Annotated in this window: 19 protein-coding genes and 1 pseudogene; 6 read left to right on the forward strand and 14 right to left on the reverse strand. The window is 67.4% G+C overall.

Annotated features, from left to right (window positions below; genetic code table 11):
• Nucleotides 1–30: 30 nt before the first annotated feature.
• A complete protein-coding gene (locus H7F30_RS04175) occupies nt 31–630 on the reverse strand; it encodes a LysE/ArgO family amino acid transporter (protein WP_187036925.1) in 600 nt (199 codons plus the stop codon).
• A gap of 84 nt (nt 631–714) precedes the next feature.
• On the opposite strand from H7F30_RS04175, the gene H7F30_RS04180 reads away from it, so the two are divergent.
• On the forward strand, nt 715–1,602 hold the full coding sequence (locus H7F30_RS04180) for an ArgP/LysG family DNA-binding transcriptional regulator (protein WP_129665947.1): 888 nt from the start codon (nt 715–717) through the stop codon (nt 1,600–1,602).
• A gap of 209 nt (nt 1,603–1,811) precedes the next feature.
• Here H7F30_RS04180 and H7F30_RS04185 read toward each other — a convergent pair whose 3' ends face one another.
• The 4 genes from H7F30_RS04185 to H7F30_RS04200 all read right to left on the reverse strand — a co-directional run bounded on the left by H7F30_RS04185 (nt 1,812) and on the right by H7F30_RS04200 (nt 4,882).
• On the reverse strand, nt 1,812–2,864 hold the full coding sequence (locus H7F30_RS04185) for a nitronate monooxygenase (RefSeq protein ID WP_187036927.1): 1,053 nt from the start codon (nt 2,862–2,864) through the stop codon (nt 1,812–1,814).
• A 21-nt stretch (nt 2,865–2,885) separates the two neighbouring features.
• Nucleotides 2,886–3,116: a hypothetical protein gene (locus H7F30_RS04190; RefSeq protein ID WP_047310965.1), complete on the reverse strand. Its 231-nt coding sequence runs from the start codon at nt 3,114–3,116 to the stop codon at nt 2,886–2,888.
• Nucleotides 3,117–3,230: 114 nt separating this feature from the next.
• Nucleotides 3,231–4,469, reverse strand: coding sequence for an MFS transporter (locus H7F30_RS04195; protein ID WP_187036930.1), 1,239 nt, complete (start codon nt 4,467–4,469; stop codon nt 3,231–3,233).
• Complete coding sequence (locus H7F30_RS04200) at nt 4,469–4,882, reverse strand: DUF3592 domain-containing protein (protein WP_165357951.1); 414 nt, start codon at nt 4,880–4,882, stop codon at nt 4,469–4,471. The genes H7F30_RS04195 and H7F30_RS04200 overlap by 1 nt, the downstream gene beginning before the upstream one ends.
• Nucleotides 4,883–5,022: 140 nt before the next feature.
• On the opposite strand from H7F30_RS04200, the gene H7F30_RS04205 reads away from it, so the two are divergent.
• Both H7F30_RS04205 and H7F30_RS04210 read left to right on the forward strand, forming a co-directional pair.
• Nucleotides 5,023–5,292, forward strand: a complete 270-nt coding sequence (locus tag H7F30_RS04205) for a hypothetical protein (RefSeq protein ID WP_187036932.1) — start codon at nt 5,023–5,025, stop codon at nt 5,290–5,292.
• Between the two features lie 514 nt (nt 5,293–5,806).
• Nucleotides 5,807–7,054 carry a glycosyltransferase family 87 protein gene (locus H7F30_RS04210; RefSeq protein ID WP_187036934.1) on the forward strand — a complete coding sequence of 416 codons (1,248 nt, stop codon included), beginning with the start codon at nt 5,807–5,809 and terminating at the stop codon, nt 7,052–7,054.
• Here H7F30_RS04210 and H7F30_RS04215 read toward each other — a convergent pair.
• The 3 genes and pseudogenes from H7F30_RS04215 to H7F30_RS04225 all read right to left on the reverse strand — a co-directional run.
• Complete coding sequence (locus H7F30_RS04215; RefSeq protein ID WP_187036936.1) at nt 6,975–7,472, reverse strand: VOC family protein; 498 nt, start codon at nt 7,470–7,472, stop codon at nt 6,975–6,977. The two genes, H7F30_RS04210 and H7F30_RS04215, sit on opposite strands and share 80 nt — an antisense overlap.
• Nucleotides 7,473–7,538: 66 nt before the next feature.
• The gene (locus H7F30_RS14780; RefSeq protein ID WP_222617850.1) at nt 7,539–7,838 is read right to left on the reverse strand and encodes a hypothetical protein; all 300 of its coding nucleotides are present in this window, start codon (nt 7,836–7,838) and stop codon (nt 7,539–7,541) included.
• A gap of 593 nt (nt 7,839–8,431) precedes the next feature.
• Nucleotides 8,432–8,647, reverse strand: a pseudogene (locus H7F30_RS04225) (IS1380 family transposase); the annotation flags it as partial.
• Nucleotides 8,648–8,787: 140 nt separating this feature from the next.
• Here H7F30_RS04225 and H7F30_RS04230 point away from each other — a divergent pair.
• Nucleotides 8,788–9,111 carry a hypothetical protein gene (locus tag H7F30_RS04230; protein WP_187036938.1) on the forward strand — a complete coding sequence of 108 codons (324 nt, stop codon included), beginning with the start codon at nt 8,788–8,790 and terminating at the stop codon, nt 9,109–9,111.
• A gap of 692 nt (nt 9,112–9,803) precedes the next feature.
• On the opposite strand, the gene H7F30_RS04235 is transcribed toward H7F30_RS04230, so the two are convergent.
• The 4 genes from H7F30_RS04235 to H7F30_RS04250 form a co-directional block, all read right to left on the reverse strand.
• The gene (locus H7F30_RS04235; RefSeq protein ID WP_187036940.1) at nt 9,804–10,874 is read right to left on the reverse strand and encodes an alkene reductase; all 1,071 of its coding nucleotides are present in this window, start codon (nt 10,872–10,874) and stop codon (nt 9,804–9,806) included.
• 5 nt (nt 10,875–10,879) lie between these two features.
• On the reverse strand, nt 10,880–11,320 hold the full coding sequence (locus H7F30_RS04240; protein WP_187036942.1) for a hypothetical protein: 441 nt from the start codon (nt 11,318–11,320) through the stop codon (nt 10,880–10,882).
• Entirely contained in the window at nt 11,317–11,856 is a 540-nt protein-coding gene (locus H7F30_RS04245; RefSeq protein WP_222617851.1) for a TraM recognition domain-containing protein, read from the reverse strand. Before H7F30_RS04245 ends, H7F30_RS04240 begins: the two co-directional genes overlap by 4 nt.
• A gap of 191 nt (nt 11,857–12,047) precedes the next feature.
• Complete coding sequence (locus H7F30_RS04250; RefSeq protein ID WP_187036944.1) at nt 12,048–13,484, reverse strand: IS1380 family transposase; 1,437 nt, start codon at nt 13,482–13,484, stop codon at nt 12,048–12,050.
• Between the two features lie 129 nt (nt 13,485–13,613).
• On the opposite strand from H7F30_RS04250, the gene H7F30_RS04255 reads away from it, so the two are divergent.
• The gene (locus H7F30_RS04255; protein ID WP_222617852.1) at nt 13,614–14,723 is read left to right on the forward strand and encodes a hypothetical protein; all 1,110 of its coding nucleotides are present in this window, start codon (nt 13,614–13,616) and stop codon (nt 14,721–14,723) included.
• 1,112 nt (nt 14,724–15,835) lie between these two features.
• Here H7F30_RS04255 and H7F30_RS04265 read toward each other — a convergent pair.
• Both H7F30_RS04265 and H7F30_RS04270 read right to left on the reverse strand, forming a co-directional pair.
• Entirely contained in the window at nt 15,836–16,879 is a 1,044-nt protein-coding gene (locus tag H7F30_RS04265) for an IS30 family transposase (RefSeq protein ID WP_187036951.1), read from the reverse strand.
• 210 nt (nt 16,880–17,089) lie between these two features.
• Complete coding sequence (locus tag H7F30_RS04270; protein ID WP_129665965.1) at nt 17,090–17,557, reverse strand: hypothetical protein; 468 nt, start codon at nt 17,555–17,557, stop codon at nt 17,090–17,092.
• Nucleotides 17,558–18,206: 649 nt separating this feature from the next.
• Here H7F30_RS04270 and H7F30_RS04275 point away from each other — a divergent pair.
• A complete protein-coding gene (locus H7F30_RS04275; protein WP_187036953.1) occupies nt 18,207–19,058 on the forward strand; it encodes a PIG-L deacetylase family protein in 852 nt (283 codons plus the stop codon).
• Nucleotides 19,059–19,157 lie beyond the last annotated feature (99 nt).

Consider the following 19,157-nt stretch of genomic DNA (forward strand, 5'->3'; position numbering starts at 1 on the left):
CGCTGCTCCCGCCCGAGGGGGTGTGTGCGCTCAGGTGGTGACGAGCATCCCGGCGAAGCCGAACATCATGACGCCGACAACGGTGTCGATGACCTGCCAGGTGCGTGCCTTGCGCACGAGCGGGGTGAGCGCGCGGGCGCCGTACCCGAGGGCCGCGAACCACAGGATGCTGGCCGCCACCGAGCCGGCGTAGAACCACCACCGTCCTTCGGGGCCACGCGAATTGGCGAGCGAGCCGATCATGACGACGGTGTCGAGGTGGACGTGCGGGTTGAGGAACGTCAGGCCGAGCACGGTGAGGACCGCGGTGCGCCGGCTCACGGGCGGCGCGTCGGCCGGGCTGAGCGAGCTGGCCCGGCGGGCGCTGCGCAGGGCGTTGAGGCCGAACCAGACGAGGTAGGCGGCGCCGAACCACTTGAGCGCCTTGATCGCCGTCGGGTGCGCTTCGACGACGGCGCCCATGCCGAGCACGCCGGCCAGTTCGAGCGCGATGTCACCGAGTGCGCAGACGACGACGATGAGCGTGACGTGCTGACGCAGCAGGCCCTGGCGCAGGACGAAGGCGTTCTGGGAGCCGATGGCGACGATGAGGCCGAGGCCCGTGAGGAAGCCGGTGAGCAGGTGCGTCATGGCTCGAGCGTAGGAATCGCGCCCTCTGTAGAACAGTTCATGTTTCTACAGATACCTAAGCAGTGCTTCATCTACGGTGGGGCCATGCGCGTGCGCGACGACCACTTCAAGGCCCTTGTCGCCTGCGTCGACGAGGGCACCTTCGACGGCGCGGCCGCGGTGCTGCGCATCACGCCGTCGGCGGTGTCACAGCGGGTCAAGGCCCTCGAACAGGAACTCGGGCAGATCGTTCTCGTCCGGTCGGTGCCGGTGCGTCCGACGCCCGTGGGCGAGATCGTGCTGCGCACCGGCCGCCAGCGCGCGCTGCTCGACGCCGAGCTCGTCCGGGCGCTCGGGGGCGGCGGCAGCGAGCGCGGTGTCAGTGCCCCCGTCGTCGACCTGCCCGTCGCCGTCAACGCCGACTCGCTCGCCACGTGGTTCGTCGAGGTGCTCGAGACGGTCGGCGAATGGGGTGACGCTCGGCTGCGTGTCTTCGTCGAGGATCAGGACCACTCCGCCCAACTGTTGCGCGACGGTTCGGTCATCGGCGCCGTGACGGCGAGCGACGTGGCGGTGCAGGGGTGTTCGGTTCAAGAGCTGGGCGTCATGCGCTACGTCGCGCGGGTGCGGCGCTCGCAGTGGGAGGCGTGCGGGCGCTCACTGAAGCGAGTACCGACGGTGCGCTTCAACGATCGTGACGACCTGCAGCGCGGCGTGCTACGGCGCCGGGGGCTCGGCGAGCCTCCGTTGGAACACGTCGTGCCGTCGGCGGAGGGCTTCTCGGCCGCCGTCCGTGCGGGCCTCGGGTGGGGCATGATCCCCGAGGGTCTGGAAGGCCCCGCCGGGAGGGGCGGCGGGCGCGACGAGCTGATTCCGGTGCCCGGCGTCGAACCGCTCGACGTCCCCTTGTACTGGCAGTGCTGGCGCCTCGACGCTCCGTCGCTGGCGCGCCTCAGCGACGAGGTGACGTCCGCCGCCCACGCTCTGCGATGACCCGACCGCGCACGAAAAATCTCATTTACGACACTTCGGCGTGCCCTAATTGCCAAAAGCCCCGAAGCAAAGGTTAGGCTTACCTCATCGCGAACATTCTCCCGTGAGGAAGGGGAGCCGTCTGCTCTGAGTCGATTCGTTGCCAAGCACACGCGCCAAGGCCGCGTCCGGAGGTTGCCACCTCGAACCGGACGCGGCCTTCGCCTGTGTCAGCTCTCGCGACCGGCCAGCCAGCGCGTGATGCGCCCGGCGTCGCCTTCGATGACTCGCCCCGGCATGGCGGCCGCGCTGCGGCGCCAGCCCTTGCCGGCCCACAGGTGTGTCCACTGCGGGTCGCCGGTCTCCGCGGCCTTCTTGCGCAGCGGGGCGAGCAGGCGGTTCACCTCGGGGTAGGCGGCCGGCGTGACGGCGGTGATGCCGTCGAACATCGCCATGAACTCGTTGGCGAGACCCCGGGCGTAGCGACCGGAGAAGGCGCGCGTCAGGCCCGTCTCGGAGAAATCGTCGGAGGCGAGAGCCAAACGGTGCGTCAGCGACGAACCGGCTGACGAGGAGCGCAGGTAGGCCGTTCCGGCCTGGACGGCGACGGCGCCGGCATCGAGCGCGGCCTGCGTGTCGGCGGGCGTGGCGATGCCACCGGCTGCGAGCAGCGGTACGTCGACGGCGCCGCGCACGTCGTCGAAGAGCTGCGGCAGGGCGACGTCGCTCGGCTCGGCGTAGAGGTCGAACGTGCTCTGGTGGCCGCCGGCGTCGGGGCCCTGAACGATGAGGAAGTCCATGCCGCGCTCGACGGCGGCGCGGGCGTCCTCGGGGGAGGTGACCATCGCGCCGAGGCTCGTGCCGACGCCGCGCAGCGCCGTGACGTCCTCGGCCGACGGCAGGCCGAAGGTAAAGGTGACGACGTCGACGGGGTGGGTGACGAGCCAGTCGAGCTTGGCACCGTAATCGTCGTCGTCCCAGGAGGGTTCGCCGAGTTCGACGTCGAACTTCTTGGCGATGGGGCCGAGCTTCTCGCGCAACCCGGCGAGCGCCTCGGCGTCCGTGCTCTGCGGGCCGGGGATGAAGAGGTTGACGCCCGCAGCGACGCCGGCGTCCTGCACGTCGCGCACCTCGCGGGCCATCGTGTCGACGTCCTTGTTGCCCCCGGCGAGCACGCCCCAGCCACCGGCCTTCGAGGCGTCGATGACGAGTTCCGTGGTCGTGGGGCCGCCTGCCATGGGCGCTGCCACGACGGGCAGTTCAAGACTTTCGAACGAGAACATGCCCTCAGTGTCCCAGGTTGGTCAGCGCTTCGGCTTGTCGCCGCCGGAGGCGAGCACCTCGTGCACCCACTCGGGGGCGGTGGTGCCGCGCGCCTCGTGCGCGGCGATGACGCGGCGGGCGCGCTCGCGGCGCAGGCGACGCTTCGGGTCGCTCGCGGGCACGTGCTGGGCGGGGCCGAAGACGGAGACACCGATGTACTCGAGGCGCCAGCCCATGCGGTAGCCGATGCTCAAACCGGTGTTGTCCTTCATTCCATCTCCTCGTCGGGGCGCGGGTGCGCCGAACGGTCCTGCGGCGAGCCTAGCGCGACTTCCCTGAGCGTTTCTCGGGGTGCGTAGGGTCCTTCGTCCCGTGAACGAGCTTCGTCACTCGGGGCGGGTCGTACTCGCCTCGGAGCCGTGACGATCACGCATACCCCACGCGAGCAACGGCAGCCCGAACGCCGTGACGACGGCGGCGAACAGCGGCAGCCTCGTGGCGGCCATCGTCAGGATGAGCACGCTGCCGATGTACGCACCGAGACTGATGCCGATCTGGAACGCGACGACGTAGATCGGCGTGGCCGCGTCGTTGTGACCGGGTGTCGTGGCGAGCACGCGCGTCTGCATGGCGACGGGCAGGACGCCGAACGATCCTCCCCAGACCACGGCGGCGACGGCGCCTGTCGCGGTGCCGGGCAGGAACGTCAGGGCGAGCAGCGCAAGGATCATGCAGGTGAGCGCGATGGTCGTCACGCGGCGCGGGTGGGCGTCGAGGTGACGGCTCGCGAACGCCGTCGTGAGAGCGCCGGCCAGCCCGTAACAGAACAGTTCGACGGCGTACGCGGTGCCGGAGATGCCGCGCGCTTCGAGGATCGGGGCGATGAACGCCCAGGCCGCGTTGTGTGCCGTGACGATGAGGGCCGTCACGCCGCAGAGCGTGTAGAACGGCACGCGCATCGACGCCGGGATGCGGAGCGAGAACGCGCCGCCGGAACGCGCTTCGAGCGGCGGCAGCTTGAGCTGGCTGGCCATCGCGACGAGCAACGCGATGACGGCGATGACGCCGCTCGCGAACCGCCACCCGACGTGCTCGCTCACGGCGGCGACGAACGGCGGACCGGCCACGACGCCGACGCTCGCACCGAGGAACGCGCCACCGACGGCTTTCGCCTCCGCGCCCTTGCGGGCCAGGCTCGCGGCAGCGACCGGCACGACGGCGAAGATGCCACCGTGTGCGATCGCGCCGATGAGTCGCGCGATCGTCACGACGAGGAGATTCGGGGCGATCGCCGAGAGAGCCATCGAGACGAACAGTGCGAGCAGTGACCCGACGATGACGAGCCGCCGCGAGAGGGCCCGTGTGGCCATGACGACGGGGATCGTCGCCACTCCGACGCCGATGGCGTACCAGGCGACGAGGCGCCCGACGGCGGATTCGGATTCGCCGAGGTCGCGCGTCATGTCGGGCATGGCGCCGACCGGGTACATCTCTGCGGTGAGGAAGACGAAAAGCCCCGCAGCGAGGAGGAAGAGCCGCGTCGTGCGCAGCCGGTCGTCCTCGCCGGCCCCCGGTGCGTTGGGGGAGGCGCCGTCGCTCGGCGCGGCGGCGGAGGGCTGCGTCATCAGCCGAGCACGCGCACGAGCACGAACACCGCGAAGACGACGAAGAGCAGCAACGTGACGACCATGCAGCCCATGGTCGCGAGGGTGCCGTTGGCGGCCTTGGGCACAGCGTTGGCCGGGTCGCTCGGGTCGACCGACAGCGGCAGCCGCTGGCCGTCGCGACCGTTCGTGCTCATGCCGCCGGTCTTCGTCTCCAGGACGTGACGCCCACCGTCGGGGGCCGTGTAACGAATGCGTGCGAGGGAGTTCTTGCGCCCGTCCTCGCCGGTGGCGAGCTGGACGACACCGTCGACGACCGGCCAGCTGCGGCGGCGCACAGCACCCACGATGCCCTTGAGCAGGGCGGCTGCGAGCGCGAGGCCGAAGACGAGTATGACGACGGCGGCAGCAACGGGCACGAATCCACTCTTCACCCGACGAGCGTAACGAGCACCGCGCAATCGGGCTGTCACGGGGCGTGGGCGCAGCGGTCGGCGAGCAGCACGCAAACCCCGTAGGGGTGTCACACGCGTCGCACAGGAACCCCATAGCAACGCGGCGTTGAGTCAGGGCCATGAACACCACACAGAACACCTCGTCCCAGGCCGCCACCTCCCGCTTCGGCTCGCTCAGGAACCTCGGCCGCGGCATCGCCGTCAGCTCCGCGGTTGCCCTCCTGGGCGTCTCGACGATGAGCGCCGCCGACGCCTCGGCAGCCGGCGTGGCCACCGGCATCCGGTACGCCGGCAACGCCGCCGAGGTCGTGAAGCCCGCCCCGACAAACCTGGCCGTCGAGTCGAACGCCCGCTACGCCGTGCGCGACGGCAAGCTCGTGCGCCTGTAGGCCCACCTCGAAGACTCCTGCGGCCGGCCGTTCACGCAGATCGTGACGCCGCGCTGGGCGCCTCACGCCGCGCGACGTTCGTGGTGTTCGGCGCGCCATCCGCGCCCAGCGGGCCGGTTGCAGGCTCACGTGACCTGCGCGCTCATCTCCTCGCGCGGTTCACCCGGTGCCGCGAGCTCCCGACACTCGCGGGCGCCGGCGCGAAACCCGCCACGAACCGTCCTCGTGGCGGGTTTCGTGCGCTCTGGGTCGGACGTCCGATGCGTCATCGGTCACACCCGGCGAAAAATGTTGCTGGAAGTCTTTCCAGAAGGTGAAGTCTCCGCTAATAATTGCTCTTAGCCCCCGGCTACCTGATGACCCCAGAGCACCAGGCAGTCGGGGGATCCAACGTTTCTGGGGTCTTTGCCCGCTGACGCCGCTGCCCGCACCCCGCGCGGCAGCGAGCGCGACACGCGCGAAATCCCCGGCCTGCCGCCGGAGACACCGGGGGAGCAACCGTTAAGGTGAGCGCGTGATCGAGCTCGCCGTCCCGGTGTCCCGCGACGGTGCGTCCCTTCCGTTCTACCGCCGCCTCAACGTGCTCTGGCCGCTCACGCGCGTCATCATGCTCGCGCTGTGCGCCCTCTACTCGGGCATGCGTGGCGACCTGCGCTACTACTACGCGCAGGCGGGCCGTTCCGACGTCATGTCGTCGATGGCCGAGTACCCCTTCCCTGTGGCGCTGTGGATCATGGCCGCCGCGCGCACCCTGCCGTACGCGGGCTTCGTCGCGCTCTTCGTCGTCACCGCCATCGCGTGTGACGCCGTGGCGACGCGGCTGTTCGACCGTCACTTCGGGCGCGAGGCCGCGCTGCGGTGGACGTTGTTCGTCGGGCTCCTCGGACCGTTGCTCTACATGCGCTTCGACCTGTACGCCGCGTTCGCGCTCGTCCTGCTGCTCGTCTTCAACGACGGCGCGGCTCATTCGCGCAGCCGATCGGTGCTCTCCGGGCTCGCGGTCGCGATGGGCTCGGCCGTCAAGCTGTGGCCGGCCGTCTTCGGCCTCGGCCTGCTCGGCCCCACGCGCCGCCGCGTCACGCACATGGTCGCCGCGATGGCAGGCGGCATCGCCTGGGTCGGGACGACGGCGCTGTTGGCCGGGCCGCAGCGCGTCACGTCACCGTTGTCCTGGCAGGGTCAGCGCGGCTTCGAGGTGGAGTCGCTGTGGGGTGCCTGGCTCGGTTTCGCGCGGATCTTCGGTTCCACGCCCGTCTCGCTGGAGAAGCGTCAGGGCTCGTGGGAGTACACGGGCGAACTCGCGAACTCCCTTATGTGGATGGTGAAGCCGACGCAGTACGTCGGCTACGTTCTCGCGCTGTCGCTGCTCGCCCTCGGCTGGCGGGCCGGGCGTGACGAGCGCGTCACCACCCTCGCGCTGACGATGACGTGCGTCATCTCGGTGCTCATCCTGTCGAGTCCGGTGCTGAGCCCGCAGTACCTCATCTGGCTCATTCCGGCGCTCGTGCTCGTCGACGACGCCCGCCTGCGCCTGCTCGGCGCGGTGACGCTCGTGCTGACGCAGCTCGAGTTCCCGTTCCTGTTCGACGGGATCTTCTCCGATCACACGCTGTTCGCGCTGACGACGCGCGTCGTCATCCTCGTGCGCAACATGCTGCTCGTGTGGCTGACGGTGCGGGCCGTCATGCTCCTCGTGCAGCGCGCTCGAGTTGCTCGACGTCCAGCTTCTGCATCGAGTACATCGCCTGCGACACTCGCGTGACGACCTGCGGGTCCGGGTCGCTCATCAGTTCGTAGAAGCGGCGGGGGATGACCTGCCAGCTCACGCCGAACGGGTCCTTGCACCAGCCGCACTGGCTCTCGGCGCCGCCGTTCGCGGTGAAGCCGTTCCAGTAGTGGTCGACCTCGGCCTGGTCGGCGCACATGATCTGGAAGCTGACGGCCTCCGTTTGCGGGAACTGCGGCCCTCCGTTGAGGAGGGTGAACGGGTTGCCGTCGAGCTCGACCTCCTCCATGAGCACCTGCCCGGCCATGTGCGCGTTCGGGCCGAGGGCAGCCTCGTCCGTGGGGTAGTGGACGGTGCTCGTGCGCTTCGCGTTGGGGAAGAGTGACAGGTAGAGGTCTGCCGCGGCCTGAGCGGTGCCGTCGAGCCAGATGCAGGGCGTGATGTTCGTCGTCATGGGTTCATCATGACCGGTTGGCGCTGCACCGGGGGGGCGCGAAGGACCTCCTGACGGCGGCTGAAGCTATGCGCGCGATTCGTAGCCGAGGTTTTTGCAGCGGGTCTTGATCTGCTTGATGGCGTCGGTGTCGTTGGTGTCGCTGCTGCCGGGGTAGATGCGGTTCGCTTGCTTCTTGAGTTCGGCGTCGGTGGGTTGGTGGCGCACGTTGTAGACGGTGCGGGCGTTGTTTGCGTGCGCTGCGTTGCAGACGCTTTGGTCGCCAGCGGGAAGGGGGCGGGGTTCGTCCTTTGTGCATGCTGTGGTGAGGGAGAAGGCGCCGAGTGCTGTGAGTGCGACGAGGCTCCTGTGGAGGGTGGGGCGCATGTCGGGCCTTTCGCAAAGCGAGTGAATAACGGTTGAGTAACGGTCCGCGTGGCGTGGTCTGCCAAGGAGTCTACGCGGGGGAATGTGTCCTTGCTCACGTCTGTGTGCCTCGTCGTGTTCTCTTGGTCGGACACCCTTATGCCTGCTGGCGGCAGTTCCTCGTTCTTCCTCGGCCGTGATCGTGTTCGTTCGCCGTGGCGTTGGCTCGCGTGGGCGTTGTGCGCTCTGATCGGTGTGACGTTCTCGATTGAGGCGTCGCCTGTCGCTACGGCGGCTGGTGCGGTGAAGCCTGCGTTTGGGGAGGCCAAGAAGCAGGCGAAGGTGTCGTCGCGTCCGGATGAGATGTCGGCAGCGGTCTCGGCGCGTGCGCAGGGGTCGCCTGTTGAGGTCGAGTCGTTGCGTTCGGAGACCTCGCAGACGTTCGCGAACCCGGACGGGACGATGACGACGAAGGCGACGTCGGCACCGACCCGGTTCAAAGACGATCAGGGTGCGTGGAAGAACATCGACCTGACGCTTGAGGAGCAGGCTGACGGTTCGGTTACACCAAAGTCGGTGAAGAACGAGATCACGCTGGGTGCGGGGGATGCCTTGGAGTCCGCACCGGCGAGCATCCCGCCCACCAGCGAGGCGACCTTCAACCCGGCGTTGGCGCCCTTGTCGCCCGGGACGCTCAGGTGCTCGTCAGCCAGCCGGCGCAGCCCGGCCGACTCGGCCAGAGCCAGGAGAGGGACCAGCCCGCCGGACACCACGAGATTCGGATCATCGAACGCCACCGACGTGCGGGACAGAGTGTGGGAGAGTTGCATCTACGAGATGCCCTTCGTTGCAGTGGATTTGGGACCTTCGACAAGTCCAATCTTCCTGCCACGCAAGGGCATTCTCATGCTCCGCCACGCCCACCCCACCAACCCACCGGTGGATCCGGGCTAAGCCCGACGCCGAACAGATGTTCGTCATCGCACGGTTAGGCCACCTCCTCGGAGCGGCGCTTGTGGACGCGGAGCTGCACGAACGCGACCGCCGCCTCGCCCTCGAACTGGACGCGGCCAACACCGAGAGGGCGCGCAGCGTGGCCGCCCTGAACCATCAGGAGGCGGTGCACGAGGAGTTCACCCGCCTCGCCGCGACGGGAACCGAGCTGGACGTGGCCACCTCATTGAGCCGACTCACAGATTCCACCGTCGTCCTGCATGACCGCTTCGCGCACGAGACGACACGAATCACGGCGGCCGGTAAGTCACCCCCCGGTCGGCGAGCGAGCCTCGCTTGAGGCGGTGATCGGCGGACGCCCAGAACTCGGCACGATCGAACTGGAGATGCGTGCGGGCCAAGGGCGAGACGACGCAACATTCGCTTGCAGTACGCCAGCGTCGCTCTGGGACTGCTGAGGGCCCATGCCGCAGCGATGAATGAGATGGAGAACCGACTAAGTCGAGACCTCCTCGACGACCTCCTCGAAGGGATCCCGGCCGACGTTGCCGCGGACCGGGCATCGGCGCAGGGCCACGACCTTGGCGTTCCACACGACCTGATCTTGTGTGCGTGGTCCTCCGACACGGGTCCCGGTGTCACGACCGGGACGTCGATCATCTCCGACGGCCATGGCTCATCAGCGGCTGCCCTGCGTGGATGCGGCAAGGCAGGTCGTTGAGGCCGCCGAGACGCGAGCAGCGGCTCTCGCTGACGGAAAGGGCGAGCAATTGGGTGCACTCCTGCACGAGGACTTCAGGTGGACGTCTTACGTGGGCGAGACCCACGACCGCAACGAGTACATCGGAACACCAAGGGTCAGATTCGATGACGGTCGCAAGAGTTGGGGCACCCCGAGGTCGTGGTCGGCGAGACTGCGGTGCTCTACGCCGAGGTCGCTGACGTCATCGTGCACCCGGGCGGCGAGTTGGGACGTTCCGAATGCCGATGACCTAGGTCGGGGCGAAGGTCGGAAGTTCCGCTCGGGTCAGATCAACTGTCCAGGAACGGGTAGTCGGTGTAGCCCTCGGCGCCACCGCCGTAGAAGGTGTCGGGGTTCGGCTCGTTGAGCTCCGCGCCGGTGCGCCACCGGGCGGGCAGGTCCGGGTTGGCCAGGAAGGGTCGCCCGACGGCGACCGCGTCGGCGAGGCCCTTGTCCAGAATCTCCTGCGCCGACTCGCGCGTGGTGATCTGGCCGAAGCCGTCGTTGGCGACGACGACGCCGCCGAAGGAGCGGCGCAGCTCTTGGACCAGGTCCTGCTTCGGGTCGGCGAGAATGCTCAGGTAGGCCAGGCCGAGCGGAGCCAGGCCCGCGACCAGGAGCCGGTAGGTCGCGGCGACGTCGACGGGATTCTCCTCGGTGGCGCCCTGGATGTTGTGGGCCGGCGAGATGCGGATGCCGACCCGGTCAGCGCCGATCGCGTCGGCGACCGCACGCGTGACCTCGAGGGCGAAGCGGACCCGGTTCTTGGGCGATCCGCCGTACTGGTCGGTGCGATGGTTGGAGCCGGGCGCGAGGAACTGGTGGATGAGGTAGCCGTTGGCGCCGTGCACCTCGACGCCATCGAGCCCGGCCTCGATCGCGTTGCGGGCGGCCTGCACGTAGCCCTCGATGATTGAGGGGATCTCCTCGACGGTGATCTCTCGTGGGGTCGGATACGGCTTCATCCCGTCTGCGGTGAACATCTCGTCGGGAGCCGCCACCGGGCTCGGCGCGATGATCTCCTCACCGCCGGTGTTGTCGGGGTGGGAGATGCGGCCGACGTGCATCAGCTGTGCGACGATGCGGCCGCCGTTTGCGTGTACGCCGTCGGCCACTCGCCGCCACCCGGCGAGCTGCTCCTCGGTGTGGAAGCCGGGCGTGTTCAAGTAGCCCTGGCCCTCGGCGGTGGGCTGGCTGCCCTCGGTGATGATCAGGCCGGACGAGGCGCGCTGGGAGTAGTACTCCACCGCGAGGTCGCCCGGCACAGTGCCCTCGGCGCGGTTGCGGGTCAGCGGTGCCATCACGAGCCGGTTCGGGAGCGTCCAAGCGCCAACGGTCAGGGATTCGAAGAGATTAGCCATGTCTCCTACAGCGCTCCGGCCCCCCATTCTTGTTCCAACCGGCATCGGTGAGGAGACTCACAGCTTGATCTGGCAGCGGGCATCGCCAGGCCGGCTCGTCGGCGCTGGTCCGACAGGACGGCGACCTCGTGGACCAGGTGGGGGTGCAGCGGCCAGCAGCTGGGGATGAGCCCCGCGACGTCCCAGGAGTAGTCGTGGTTGAGCCAGATCACAACGTCCTCGAGCCACTCCCACAGCCCGTGTCGCAGATCGGGGTCCAGGCAGCTCGCCGGCTCCCACGGTCGCGGCAGCAGTGCGTGGTTGCCCAGCGCCTTCTTCTGCTCCTCGGAGCCGTTGAGGGCGATGTGGAGCTCGCGATAGGCCAGCCGGACCGCCTCCCCCGGGGCCGGGAACGCGCCCACCATCGGCGCCGGCGGCGTACGACGGCAGTGCTGAGGACTGGTCACCGGTCGCTCCTCGCCCAGCTGTCGGCGCGGTTGTCTCCGGGGTCGAGGCTCGTCGAAGTGTGGTCCGCGTCGTCGTCGACGAAGCCGAGGCGCCTTGCCTCGGCCAGGGCGGCGGCCGCCCGGGCGTCGGGGGTGACGACCATGCGGCGGTCGCTGGTCAGCTGCTCGCGCAGCGTCCGCTGATCGGCGAGCAACCGGGCTCCGGCCTTGCCTTCGACGCAGCGGTGGAGCTTCGCGATGATCGGCTTGCCGTTCTCCGCGATCACGAGCGCCTGGCGCTCGGGCAACTGGCCAACCTCCTCGGGTCGCATGATCGGGATGTCGTCCCCGGAGTAGCTGCGGCCGCCGCCGTGGGTCCCACCGACATGATGGGTTACGCGGCCGACGCAGACCGTGCCGAGGAGGTCGGAGATCTCCTGGTTGAACTGAACGTCCTTGGACCCGCCGAACATGACGAGCGTGTTAGTGAGGCCGAGCAGCGCGCGGGCCTCGTGCTCACCGAAGATGCTGGTCAGCTGGGGCCGGGGCTGCTGCATCGCCCCTACGGCAATGCAGACCGGACACACGGTCCAGTGCCTTAGCCCGGATCCACCGATGGGTTTATGGCGCCTGTGGGTTTCGGTTGCTCGGGCAGTTCGTGGTTGAGGGCGTGGTGGTCCGCCGGACCTCGCTGTCCGGGTGTTCCAACTCGTCCTCTGGTCGTGCAGTGGGGACTGCTGCTGGGTGGTCAGGCCGCAAGGGCCGGTGGTGGGTCGGCCACTCGGTCGAACAGGGCGGTCCATGCGGTTTCCCAGGGCCAGTCCTTGGGCAGGTGCACGGTGATGCAACGGGCGGAGGTCGCCATGCGTGCCGGGACGGTGATCAGCTTGCGTCGGATCGTGGCGGTGGTCGCCCGCGCGAGGTCGGGCGCCGCGACGGCGCCGGCCGCGCGGGCGAGGTTGAATGCGATGACTGCCAGGACGAGCCAGGCCGCGTTGGCGGTGAAGAGCCCGGAGGGCAGGTGCGCCAGCGCGGAAGCCTTCAGGTCGGCGTGGACCTGCTCGATGACTGCGTGATGGCGGTGGGTCGCATCGGCGGCGACAGTGTCGAGAACGTGCGGGTCGGCGGTGGTGAAGAAGGCGTGGAAACGCCAGGTGTTGAACAGGCTGTCCTGCCCGACGGCCTTGCGGGCCTCAGCGTTGATGTCGGGGATGCGGCCCACCACCAGCCGTCCGGCCACGGCGTCGGCCTTCTTGCGGCCGGCGAACGCGGTGAAGGGCACCTCGGCGACCTCGGCCCGAGAGGTCCACTCGCCACTGTTCTCGTCGAAGGTGGCGTCTGGGTACTCGATCGTGGTCCACGCGCCCTCCTCGATGGTGGCGATGGCGGCCTTGATGGGCGTGTTCATCCGGACGGTGACCGACACCTCGGCGCCACCGGCCAAGGCGGCGTGGACGGGCCCGCGGCCGTAGAACGCCGAGTCCATGCGGACCAGGACCGGCTGACTGGCCCCGAGCAGTCGCCGGCTGGTGGTCACTGCGTCGGCGACCAGCCGCTTCGCCCCGCGCGGGGAGCCGGTCGAGCCCTTGCGCAGCCGTTGGGCCACGACCACCGGTGCGCTCGAGGCCGTCGTGAGCGTCGCGATCAGGGCGTTCAGGCCACGGACTCCGGAGTAACCGAACCCGGCGCCCTGTTTGGCGTACCCATGGACTTCGATGATCGTGTCATCCACGTCCAGCAGCACGTAGTCATCCTCGCCCTCCTGGGTCCGGCTCGCTTGAGCAGGCCGGTTGGCCAGGAGCGGGGCGCGCTCGGCCAGGGCGGTCAGGAACCGCGATGCGATGGCATCCAGCTGGCGCACGTGCCCAAAGGTGAACGCCCGCAGGAACGAACCCAATGTCGAGGGCGCGTACGCCCGCGCGAACAGGCGGCCCATCCCGCCATGGCGCAGCAGGCCCATGTCATCGATGGAGTCCGCACCGGCGAGCATCCCGCCCACCAGCGAGGCGACCTTCAACCCGGCGTTGGCGCCCTTGTCGCCCGGGACGCTCAGGTGCTCGTCAGCCAGCCGGCGCAGCCCGGCCGACTCGGCCAGAGCCAGGAGAGGGACCAGCCCGCCGGACACCACGAGATTCGGATCATCGAACGCCACCGACGTGCGGGACAGAGTGTGGGAGAGTTGCATCTACGAGATGCCCTTCGTTGCAGTGGATTTGGGACCTTCGACAAGTCCAATCTTCCTGCCACGCAAGGGCATTCTCATGCTCCGCCACGCCCACCCCACCAACCCACCGGTGGATCCGGGCTTAGGCAGGTGCTCGACGCGTTCGGTCGGCAGACGAGCATGCCGAAGGCCGACACCCCGAACCCAGGCGCGGGTGACGTGACGCTCGGCTACTACGTGGACGACTCGATTCAGAAGATCAGCCAGGGCGGCACGAGCACGACGTTCACGCTGGATTCGGCGGGGCGGCGGAAGGCGCAGACGTCGACGCCGAGTAGTGGCGCGGCGTCGACGGTGACGCGTCACTACACCGATGACTCGGACAACCCGTCCTGGGTGGAACTCAGCGGCGGCGGGATCGAGCGGTACACCGACTCGGTCAGCGGCATGTTGGGTGCGATGCTCGACGAGACCGGTAAGGCGAAGATCGCGCTGCTCGACCCGAACGGCAACACCGCCACGAGCATCGAGATCGCGGCCGTGAACGGCACGAACACGCCCGCAACGTCGATCACGGACTGGAGCGCATACAGCGAATACGGCCAACCCACCACCGGCGGAGCGACCGGCGTGAATGCGAGCAGTGGTGTCCTCGGGTACGGGTGGCTCGGCGCGCACCAGCGCGCCACCACCCCGGACACCGCTGGCCTGACCCTCATGGGAGCCCGCGTCTACAACAACCAACGCGGACTCTTCACCAGCCTCGATCCCGTCTACGGAGGCAACGAGACCAGCTACGCATACCCGAACGACCCGCTAAACTTGCGGGATACGACAGGCCTGCACCGCTCTGTCGAAGGCGGAGGTTTTGTCGCGCCGGGAAGGGCCGGCCAATATGGTCAGCGTGGCTCAGCTCCTCGCGCTTACAAGCCGCCTAAGAATGCTATCGCTAAGCCCAAGAAAACTCGAAAATCGCTACTCCGCCGTGAATATTTCATCTACGAGATTCAATTTTTAGGTGGAGTTTTTTGGCGAACTTGGAAGTATGGTATTTCGGGGGTTAGTTGGAAGCGTGCCCAAAATCAGATATATGCCTGTCAAGCCGGGGGTAGAACCATTTGCAAACGGCGAAAGATGGGCATTAGATACTCTTACTACGAGGCAAGAACCGTGGAGATGACGTTGATAGCAAAGTATTACTATAGAAATGGAAAGTGCCCACCCGGGCATAAGACTGGAAGCAGTAAGGGGTGTTCTTGATGTCCAAGCTTCGCGTGGTAACGATTGACGACAGGCTTCCACCGGGAACTGTAGAATTGCCCCGAGAGGCGTTCTGGTTAGCCGCGATCGCTGCGGGTCACGTAACGGTGGAATTGGCGAACCTTGAGCGGCCTCTGGTGGGGCCCAGAGGCTACCTGGTTGCAGACATGACTGATTCTAGGGCGCTGATAGAGTCGCGGCTGAGTGATATGACGCTGTCTTCAGGGCCGACGTCGCCTCCTTACCTAGTGCAAATTGTCGAAGGGATTGGGCGACTGTCGAGTGGCAACTTGGCGGAGCTTAAGAGCCGACTTGAGGGCGTGGAGCAGGATTTCTTCCGCTTGGATTTCCCCGTCAGGAAGAGTAGATCTATTCTGGAAGCTAAGCTCACGTGGACGATAACTTCGACCGAGGGGCCCAGTTTTATGCTTTCGGTCAAACACTCGGATGGCCTCTCTCTGTATTCATTGCCCGATGGTTACGCAGAGTACGTCTTGGCAAAGGGAGTTGCGCGGTCTATCGTCGCGGACGATTCATGCCCCTTGTTTGAAGATTCTCATCGCAACGGATACTTTAAGTCCGCGCCCTCCTATGAGGTCGCCGGCGACTATTTCGAACTCCCGACTTCGTTCTTTTTGACCGGTGGTTCAAGGCCTCGGTAGTGGGCCGACGCTTGGTAGCTGATGGTCTGGGGCTGGCGCCTGAAGGTATCTGTCTTGAGGAGAGTTAGGTTGATATGGGTGGTCAAGTTCCTGAATCCGAGCGCGCTGCCGCGTAGGGGGTTCGAGGAATGCGTTGGTCGTTTCTGTCAGGTCGTTACCGCTTGCCGGGGCACTCGAAGTGGATCCAGGACGTCGGCGGCCAACTCTTCAGGCTCCCGCCGACGTCCGCCACCTCGATCAGCGCGCCGGCGTCCCGCAGGCGCGGAGTTAACCATGACCAATGGCCCGTGTCGGTCCGATCCTGTCAACGGTAGGCGACGAGCAAGCGCTGGTCGAAGCCTTGGTCGTTCCCATCTCGGCGTGCACCTTGTCGATGACGTAGGATCCGCGGGCGTCGATTTTCGCGTTGCCGAGGTGAAGGCCGCTGATGCCGCGCATCGCGGGGCGGTGTCAAGGCGTGGAAGCAACGTGGGGTTGTCCGACGAGGAGTCGTTGGAAGGATTCTCGGGGTGTGAGGTAGCCGAGCGTGGCTCGGGGGCGTTCGTTGAGTTCGCTGCTAATGGCGCGTAGGTAGGGCTGGTGCGCGGGGATGGCCTCGCCCTTGGGTAGGTACTCGCGGATCAGCCGGTTCGTGTTCTCGTTGCTCGGGCGCTGCCACGGCGATCTGGGGTCGGCGAAGTAGACCGGCAGAGCAGTGGCCAGGCTGAGCGCGGCGTGGCGGGCCATCTCACTGCCTTGATCCCATGCCAGCGACGCGCGCATCATCTCGGGCAGTTCGCGGGTGTGTTCGATGAGGATGTCCGCGATGCTGGCGCTGTCTTTGCCCATCGGGCAGGCCAGGATCGTGACGTAGCGGCTCATGCGCTCGACGAGGGTGATCGCGCACGTGGCACCGTTCTTGCCGATGATGAGGTCGCCTTCCCAGTGGCCCGGGACGCGCCGTTCGAGCGCGCTCAGGTCGCGTTCACTCAAGGGCGTCATTCCGACAATCGGGGCCTTCTTCGTCCGCGAGCCCGGCTGTGGGCGTGTGTGGCGACGCGTGCGTTTGGACTGCAAGAACACGCCATGCTTGACCAGCTCCGCGCGGGGCATGGCGTAGATGAACTGGTAGATCGCCTCATGGCTGGCGACGTGCCCGTCGGCTGGTAGCGAGTTCGGCATGCGTTCAACGCTCGCGTCTGCTGCTTCGAGGCGCAAGCGGCCCGCGATCTGGCGTGGGGTGCGTGACTGGCGTAGATCTGCCAACACGCGCGCACGCAGCACCGGACACGAGGCGACCTTCGCATCTTGCGGGCGCGTCCTGCGACGCTCGGCCTTCACGTCGGCGCCGACGGCACGATAGGTGCCATCAGCGTTGCGGTTGCGGCGTATCTCGCGGCTGATGACGCCTGGATCACGCCCCAGATGCCGAGCGATCTTGCGCACTTCCCAGCCGGCCTTCACCCCTGTCGAGATCTCGATCCGATCCGCGATCGTCAACACCCGACGCGCCACCCGCACTCCTCGACCACCACCAGCACGCCACCCGCACTGTTGCTACGACGCTATGACACCACCCGCCACTGCCGGCGCGTACCCGCCGGCGCCGCTGATTCTTCTGGCTTTCGTCGGGCGCTTCACACTGAGCATCCGAGAGGACTTGAAAAGGTGAAACGGCATGATCGTTTCAAATCCCGCCGCCGAAATTTGTCAGACACGCCCTAGTCACTCAGTGGGATTGCGCCAGGATTCCAAATCACGTTTTTGCTGGACGTACTCCCGTGCATTGTCCGTCTCTTGGAGGAGGCGGTCGAGACCGCGCAGCGCAACAGCCTTGCCTTCATCGTCTATCTGGCCAGTGAGCCTCAGCAACGTAAAGGCTCGCGCCACCACCCATGTAGCCTCGTCGTCGGTGTCGAGCGGTGACGTACCGATCTCGCTCACCGACTCTTGCCAGTCCTTTTCGGAGTCATACATGTCACGCAACCGCGTGGACGATGTCAGCGCGTCGCGACGTTCCTCCCACTCGGCAAGGACGTCGGCAGCCTCGTCGCTGCCGAACGGCGCCCACTCATCAGCCGGATCGTTGTACATCGGATCGGTGAAGTGCGCCGCAAAGCTTGGATGCGCTGGCTGCATCCCCCACTCCTCCGTGCCACCGCTGCCGCCCACTTCGACACCCTGAGTATTCATAGCTCAAGCCTACTCGATCGCATCTCTGACACTCATCTTCCAACTCGCGCGCCGCACGACGGTGGCTCGCCGCTCCGGACTCGCAGGCTGAAGTGCCCCAGACGCACTGTGCGAAGACCTTGTGCGACGCCCATCGCGACGACCCAGAGTTCGGCCACCTACATAAGGAAGCAGCAAACAAGAGGATCAGATGTGGGTCTGCCCCGGGTTTAGTCGCCAATCGACCGAACGAGGTGTGGTCGAGCGCTATCACGAAGCTTTGAACGGACCGGGAAAGCGGTGCCTATATGCTGTCAAGGATGAGTAACCAGAGGCCGCATCAGGGGCTACTCGATCAGTGATCGGATGCAGTCCAGTTTAGCTGTCTCCGCACTCGATTCCACCGTCGCCCGCCGGTGACCTGGCGGCGCCGGGGCCGCATCGTCCATGCGGATCGCTGCTCGCAATTGCACAGCCGACTCAACTAAACCTTCAGCAGACCCAGGCGTCTGCACTCCACTCTTGAGATAATGACCCCGGTGGAGTTCGAGCAAGCCCACTACGCGGCCCTCATCCGAGAGCCGCAACCCGTATAGGAGCGGCGCAGAACCTGGGGCGCTTCACTGCGCGCGGTAGGTGCCGCCACGGCGGTCGTGGGAAACTGTCGCGCGTGTCGACCATCGTCTTCTTCCACGCCCACCCCGACGACGAAGCCAGCCAGACCTCCGGTGCCATGGCGCGCGCCGTCGAGGAGGGCCACCGCGTCGTGCTCGTGTACGCCACGAACGGTGACCACGGTTCGCCCGCCGAAGACATGGCCGAGGGGGAGACCGTCGTCGAGCGGCGCCGCAAGGAAGCGGCCGAATCCGCTCGGGTGCTCGGCACGGCGCGCGTCGCGTGGCTCGGCTACGCCGACTCGGGCATGACGGGCTGGGAGCAGAACGACGTCGACGGATCCTTCCACGGCGCCGACCCCGTCATCGCCGGGCAGGCGCTCGCCGACATTCTCGACGAGGAGAACGCCGACGTCGTCGTCGGCTACGACTGGCACGGCAGCTACGGCCACCCCGACCACGTCAAGGTGCACAACGTGCTCCACCGCGCGGTCTCGCTGGCGAAGAGTTCGCCGCGCGTGTTCGAGTCGACGATGAACCGTGACGCCCTGCGCGAGCAGATGCGTCAGGCCCGCGAGGCCGGGCTCATCCCCGAGGGCGAGGGCTTCGACCCCGACGCCGGCGGCGACGACGGCAACCCCCTCGGCATGGCCGAGCGCGACATCAGCTTCCGCGTCGACGTCAGCGCCTACCTCGACAAGAAGCGCGCCGCGCTCGGCGCGCACGCGTCGCAGCCCGACGCCGCAGGCATCCTCGCGATGCCCGCCGCGGCGTTCAACGCCGGCTTCGGCACCGAGCACTACATCGACGTCGCCGCCATGCAGGCCGGCGGCCTTCCCGCGACGGACGGCCGCGGCCACGGCGCGCGCCCCGAGGGCCAGCCCCTGCCCGACGGCTGGTTCTTCTGAGCCGCTGACGCTCGGTCGGCCCGCTCGCTCCGGCCATGCCGGTGGGTGCGCGAGTGCCGTCACGCCGCGTTGTGTCCTGAGGGTCCCGGTTTGAGATGT

Origin of the sequence: Dermacoccus sp. PAMC28757 (assembly GCF_014302635.1) — a bacterium.
Lineage (GTDB): Bacteria > Actinomycetota > Actinomycetes > Actinomycetales > Dermatophilaceae > Dermacoccus > Dermacoccus abyssi.

Coding starts and splice junctions, on each gene's coding strand:
- H7F30_RS04190 (WP_047310965.1), bottom strand. CDS start 3,116: ATGAAGGACAACACCGGTTTGAGCATCGGCTACCGCATGGGCTGGCGC.
- H7F30_RS04235 (WP_187036940.1), bottom strand. CDS start 10,874: ATGGCTAATCTCTTCGAATCCCTGACCGTTGGCGCTTGGACGCTCCCG.
- H7F30_RS04215 (WP_187036936.1), bottom strand. CDS start 7,472: ATGACGACGAACATCACGCCCTGCATCTGGCTCGACGGCACCGCTCAG.
- H7F30_RS04270 (WP_129665965.1), bottom strand. CDS start 17,557: ATGAATACTCAGGGTGTCGAAGTGGGCGGCAGCGGTGGCACGGAGGAG.
- H7F30_RS04230 (WP_187036938.1), top strand. CDS start 8,788: ATGTTCGTCATCGCACGGTTAGGCCACCTCCTCGGAGCGGCGCTTGTG.
- H7F30_RS04245 (WP_222617851.1), bottom strand. CDS start 11,856: ATGCAGCAGCCCCGGCCCCAGCTGACCAGCATCTTCGGTGAGCACGAG.
- H7F30_RS14780 (WP_222617850.1), bottom strand. CDS start 7,838: ATGCGCCCCACCCTCCACAGGAGCCTCGTCGCACTCACAGCACTCGGC.
- H7F30_RS04185 (WP_187036927.1), bottom strand. CDS start 2,864: ATGTTCTCGTTCGAAAGTCTTGAACTGCCCGTCGTGGCAGCGCCCATG.
- H7F30_RS04205 (WP_187036932.1), top strand. CDS start 5,023: ATGAACACCACACAGAACACCTCGTCCCAGGCCGCCACCTCCCGCTTC.
- H7F30_RS04250 (WP_187036944.1), bottom strand. CDS start 13,484: ATGCAACTCTCCCACACTCTGTCCCGCACGTCGGTGGCGTTCGATGAT.
- H7F30_RS04195 (WP_187036930.1), bottom strand. CDS start 4,469: ATGACGCAGCCCTCCGCCGCCGCGCCGAGCGACGGCGCCTCCCCCAAC.
- H7F30_RS04180 (WP_129665947.1), top strand. CDS start 715: ATGCGCGTGCGCGACGACCACTTCAAGGCCCTTGTCGCCTGCGTCGAC.
- H7F30_RS04175 (WP_187036925.1), bottom strand. CDS start 630: ATGACGCACCTGCTCACCGGCTTCCTCACGGGCCTCGGCCTCATCGTC.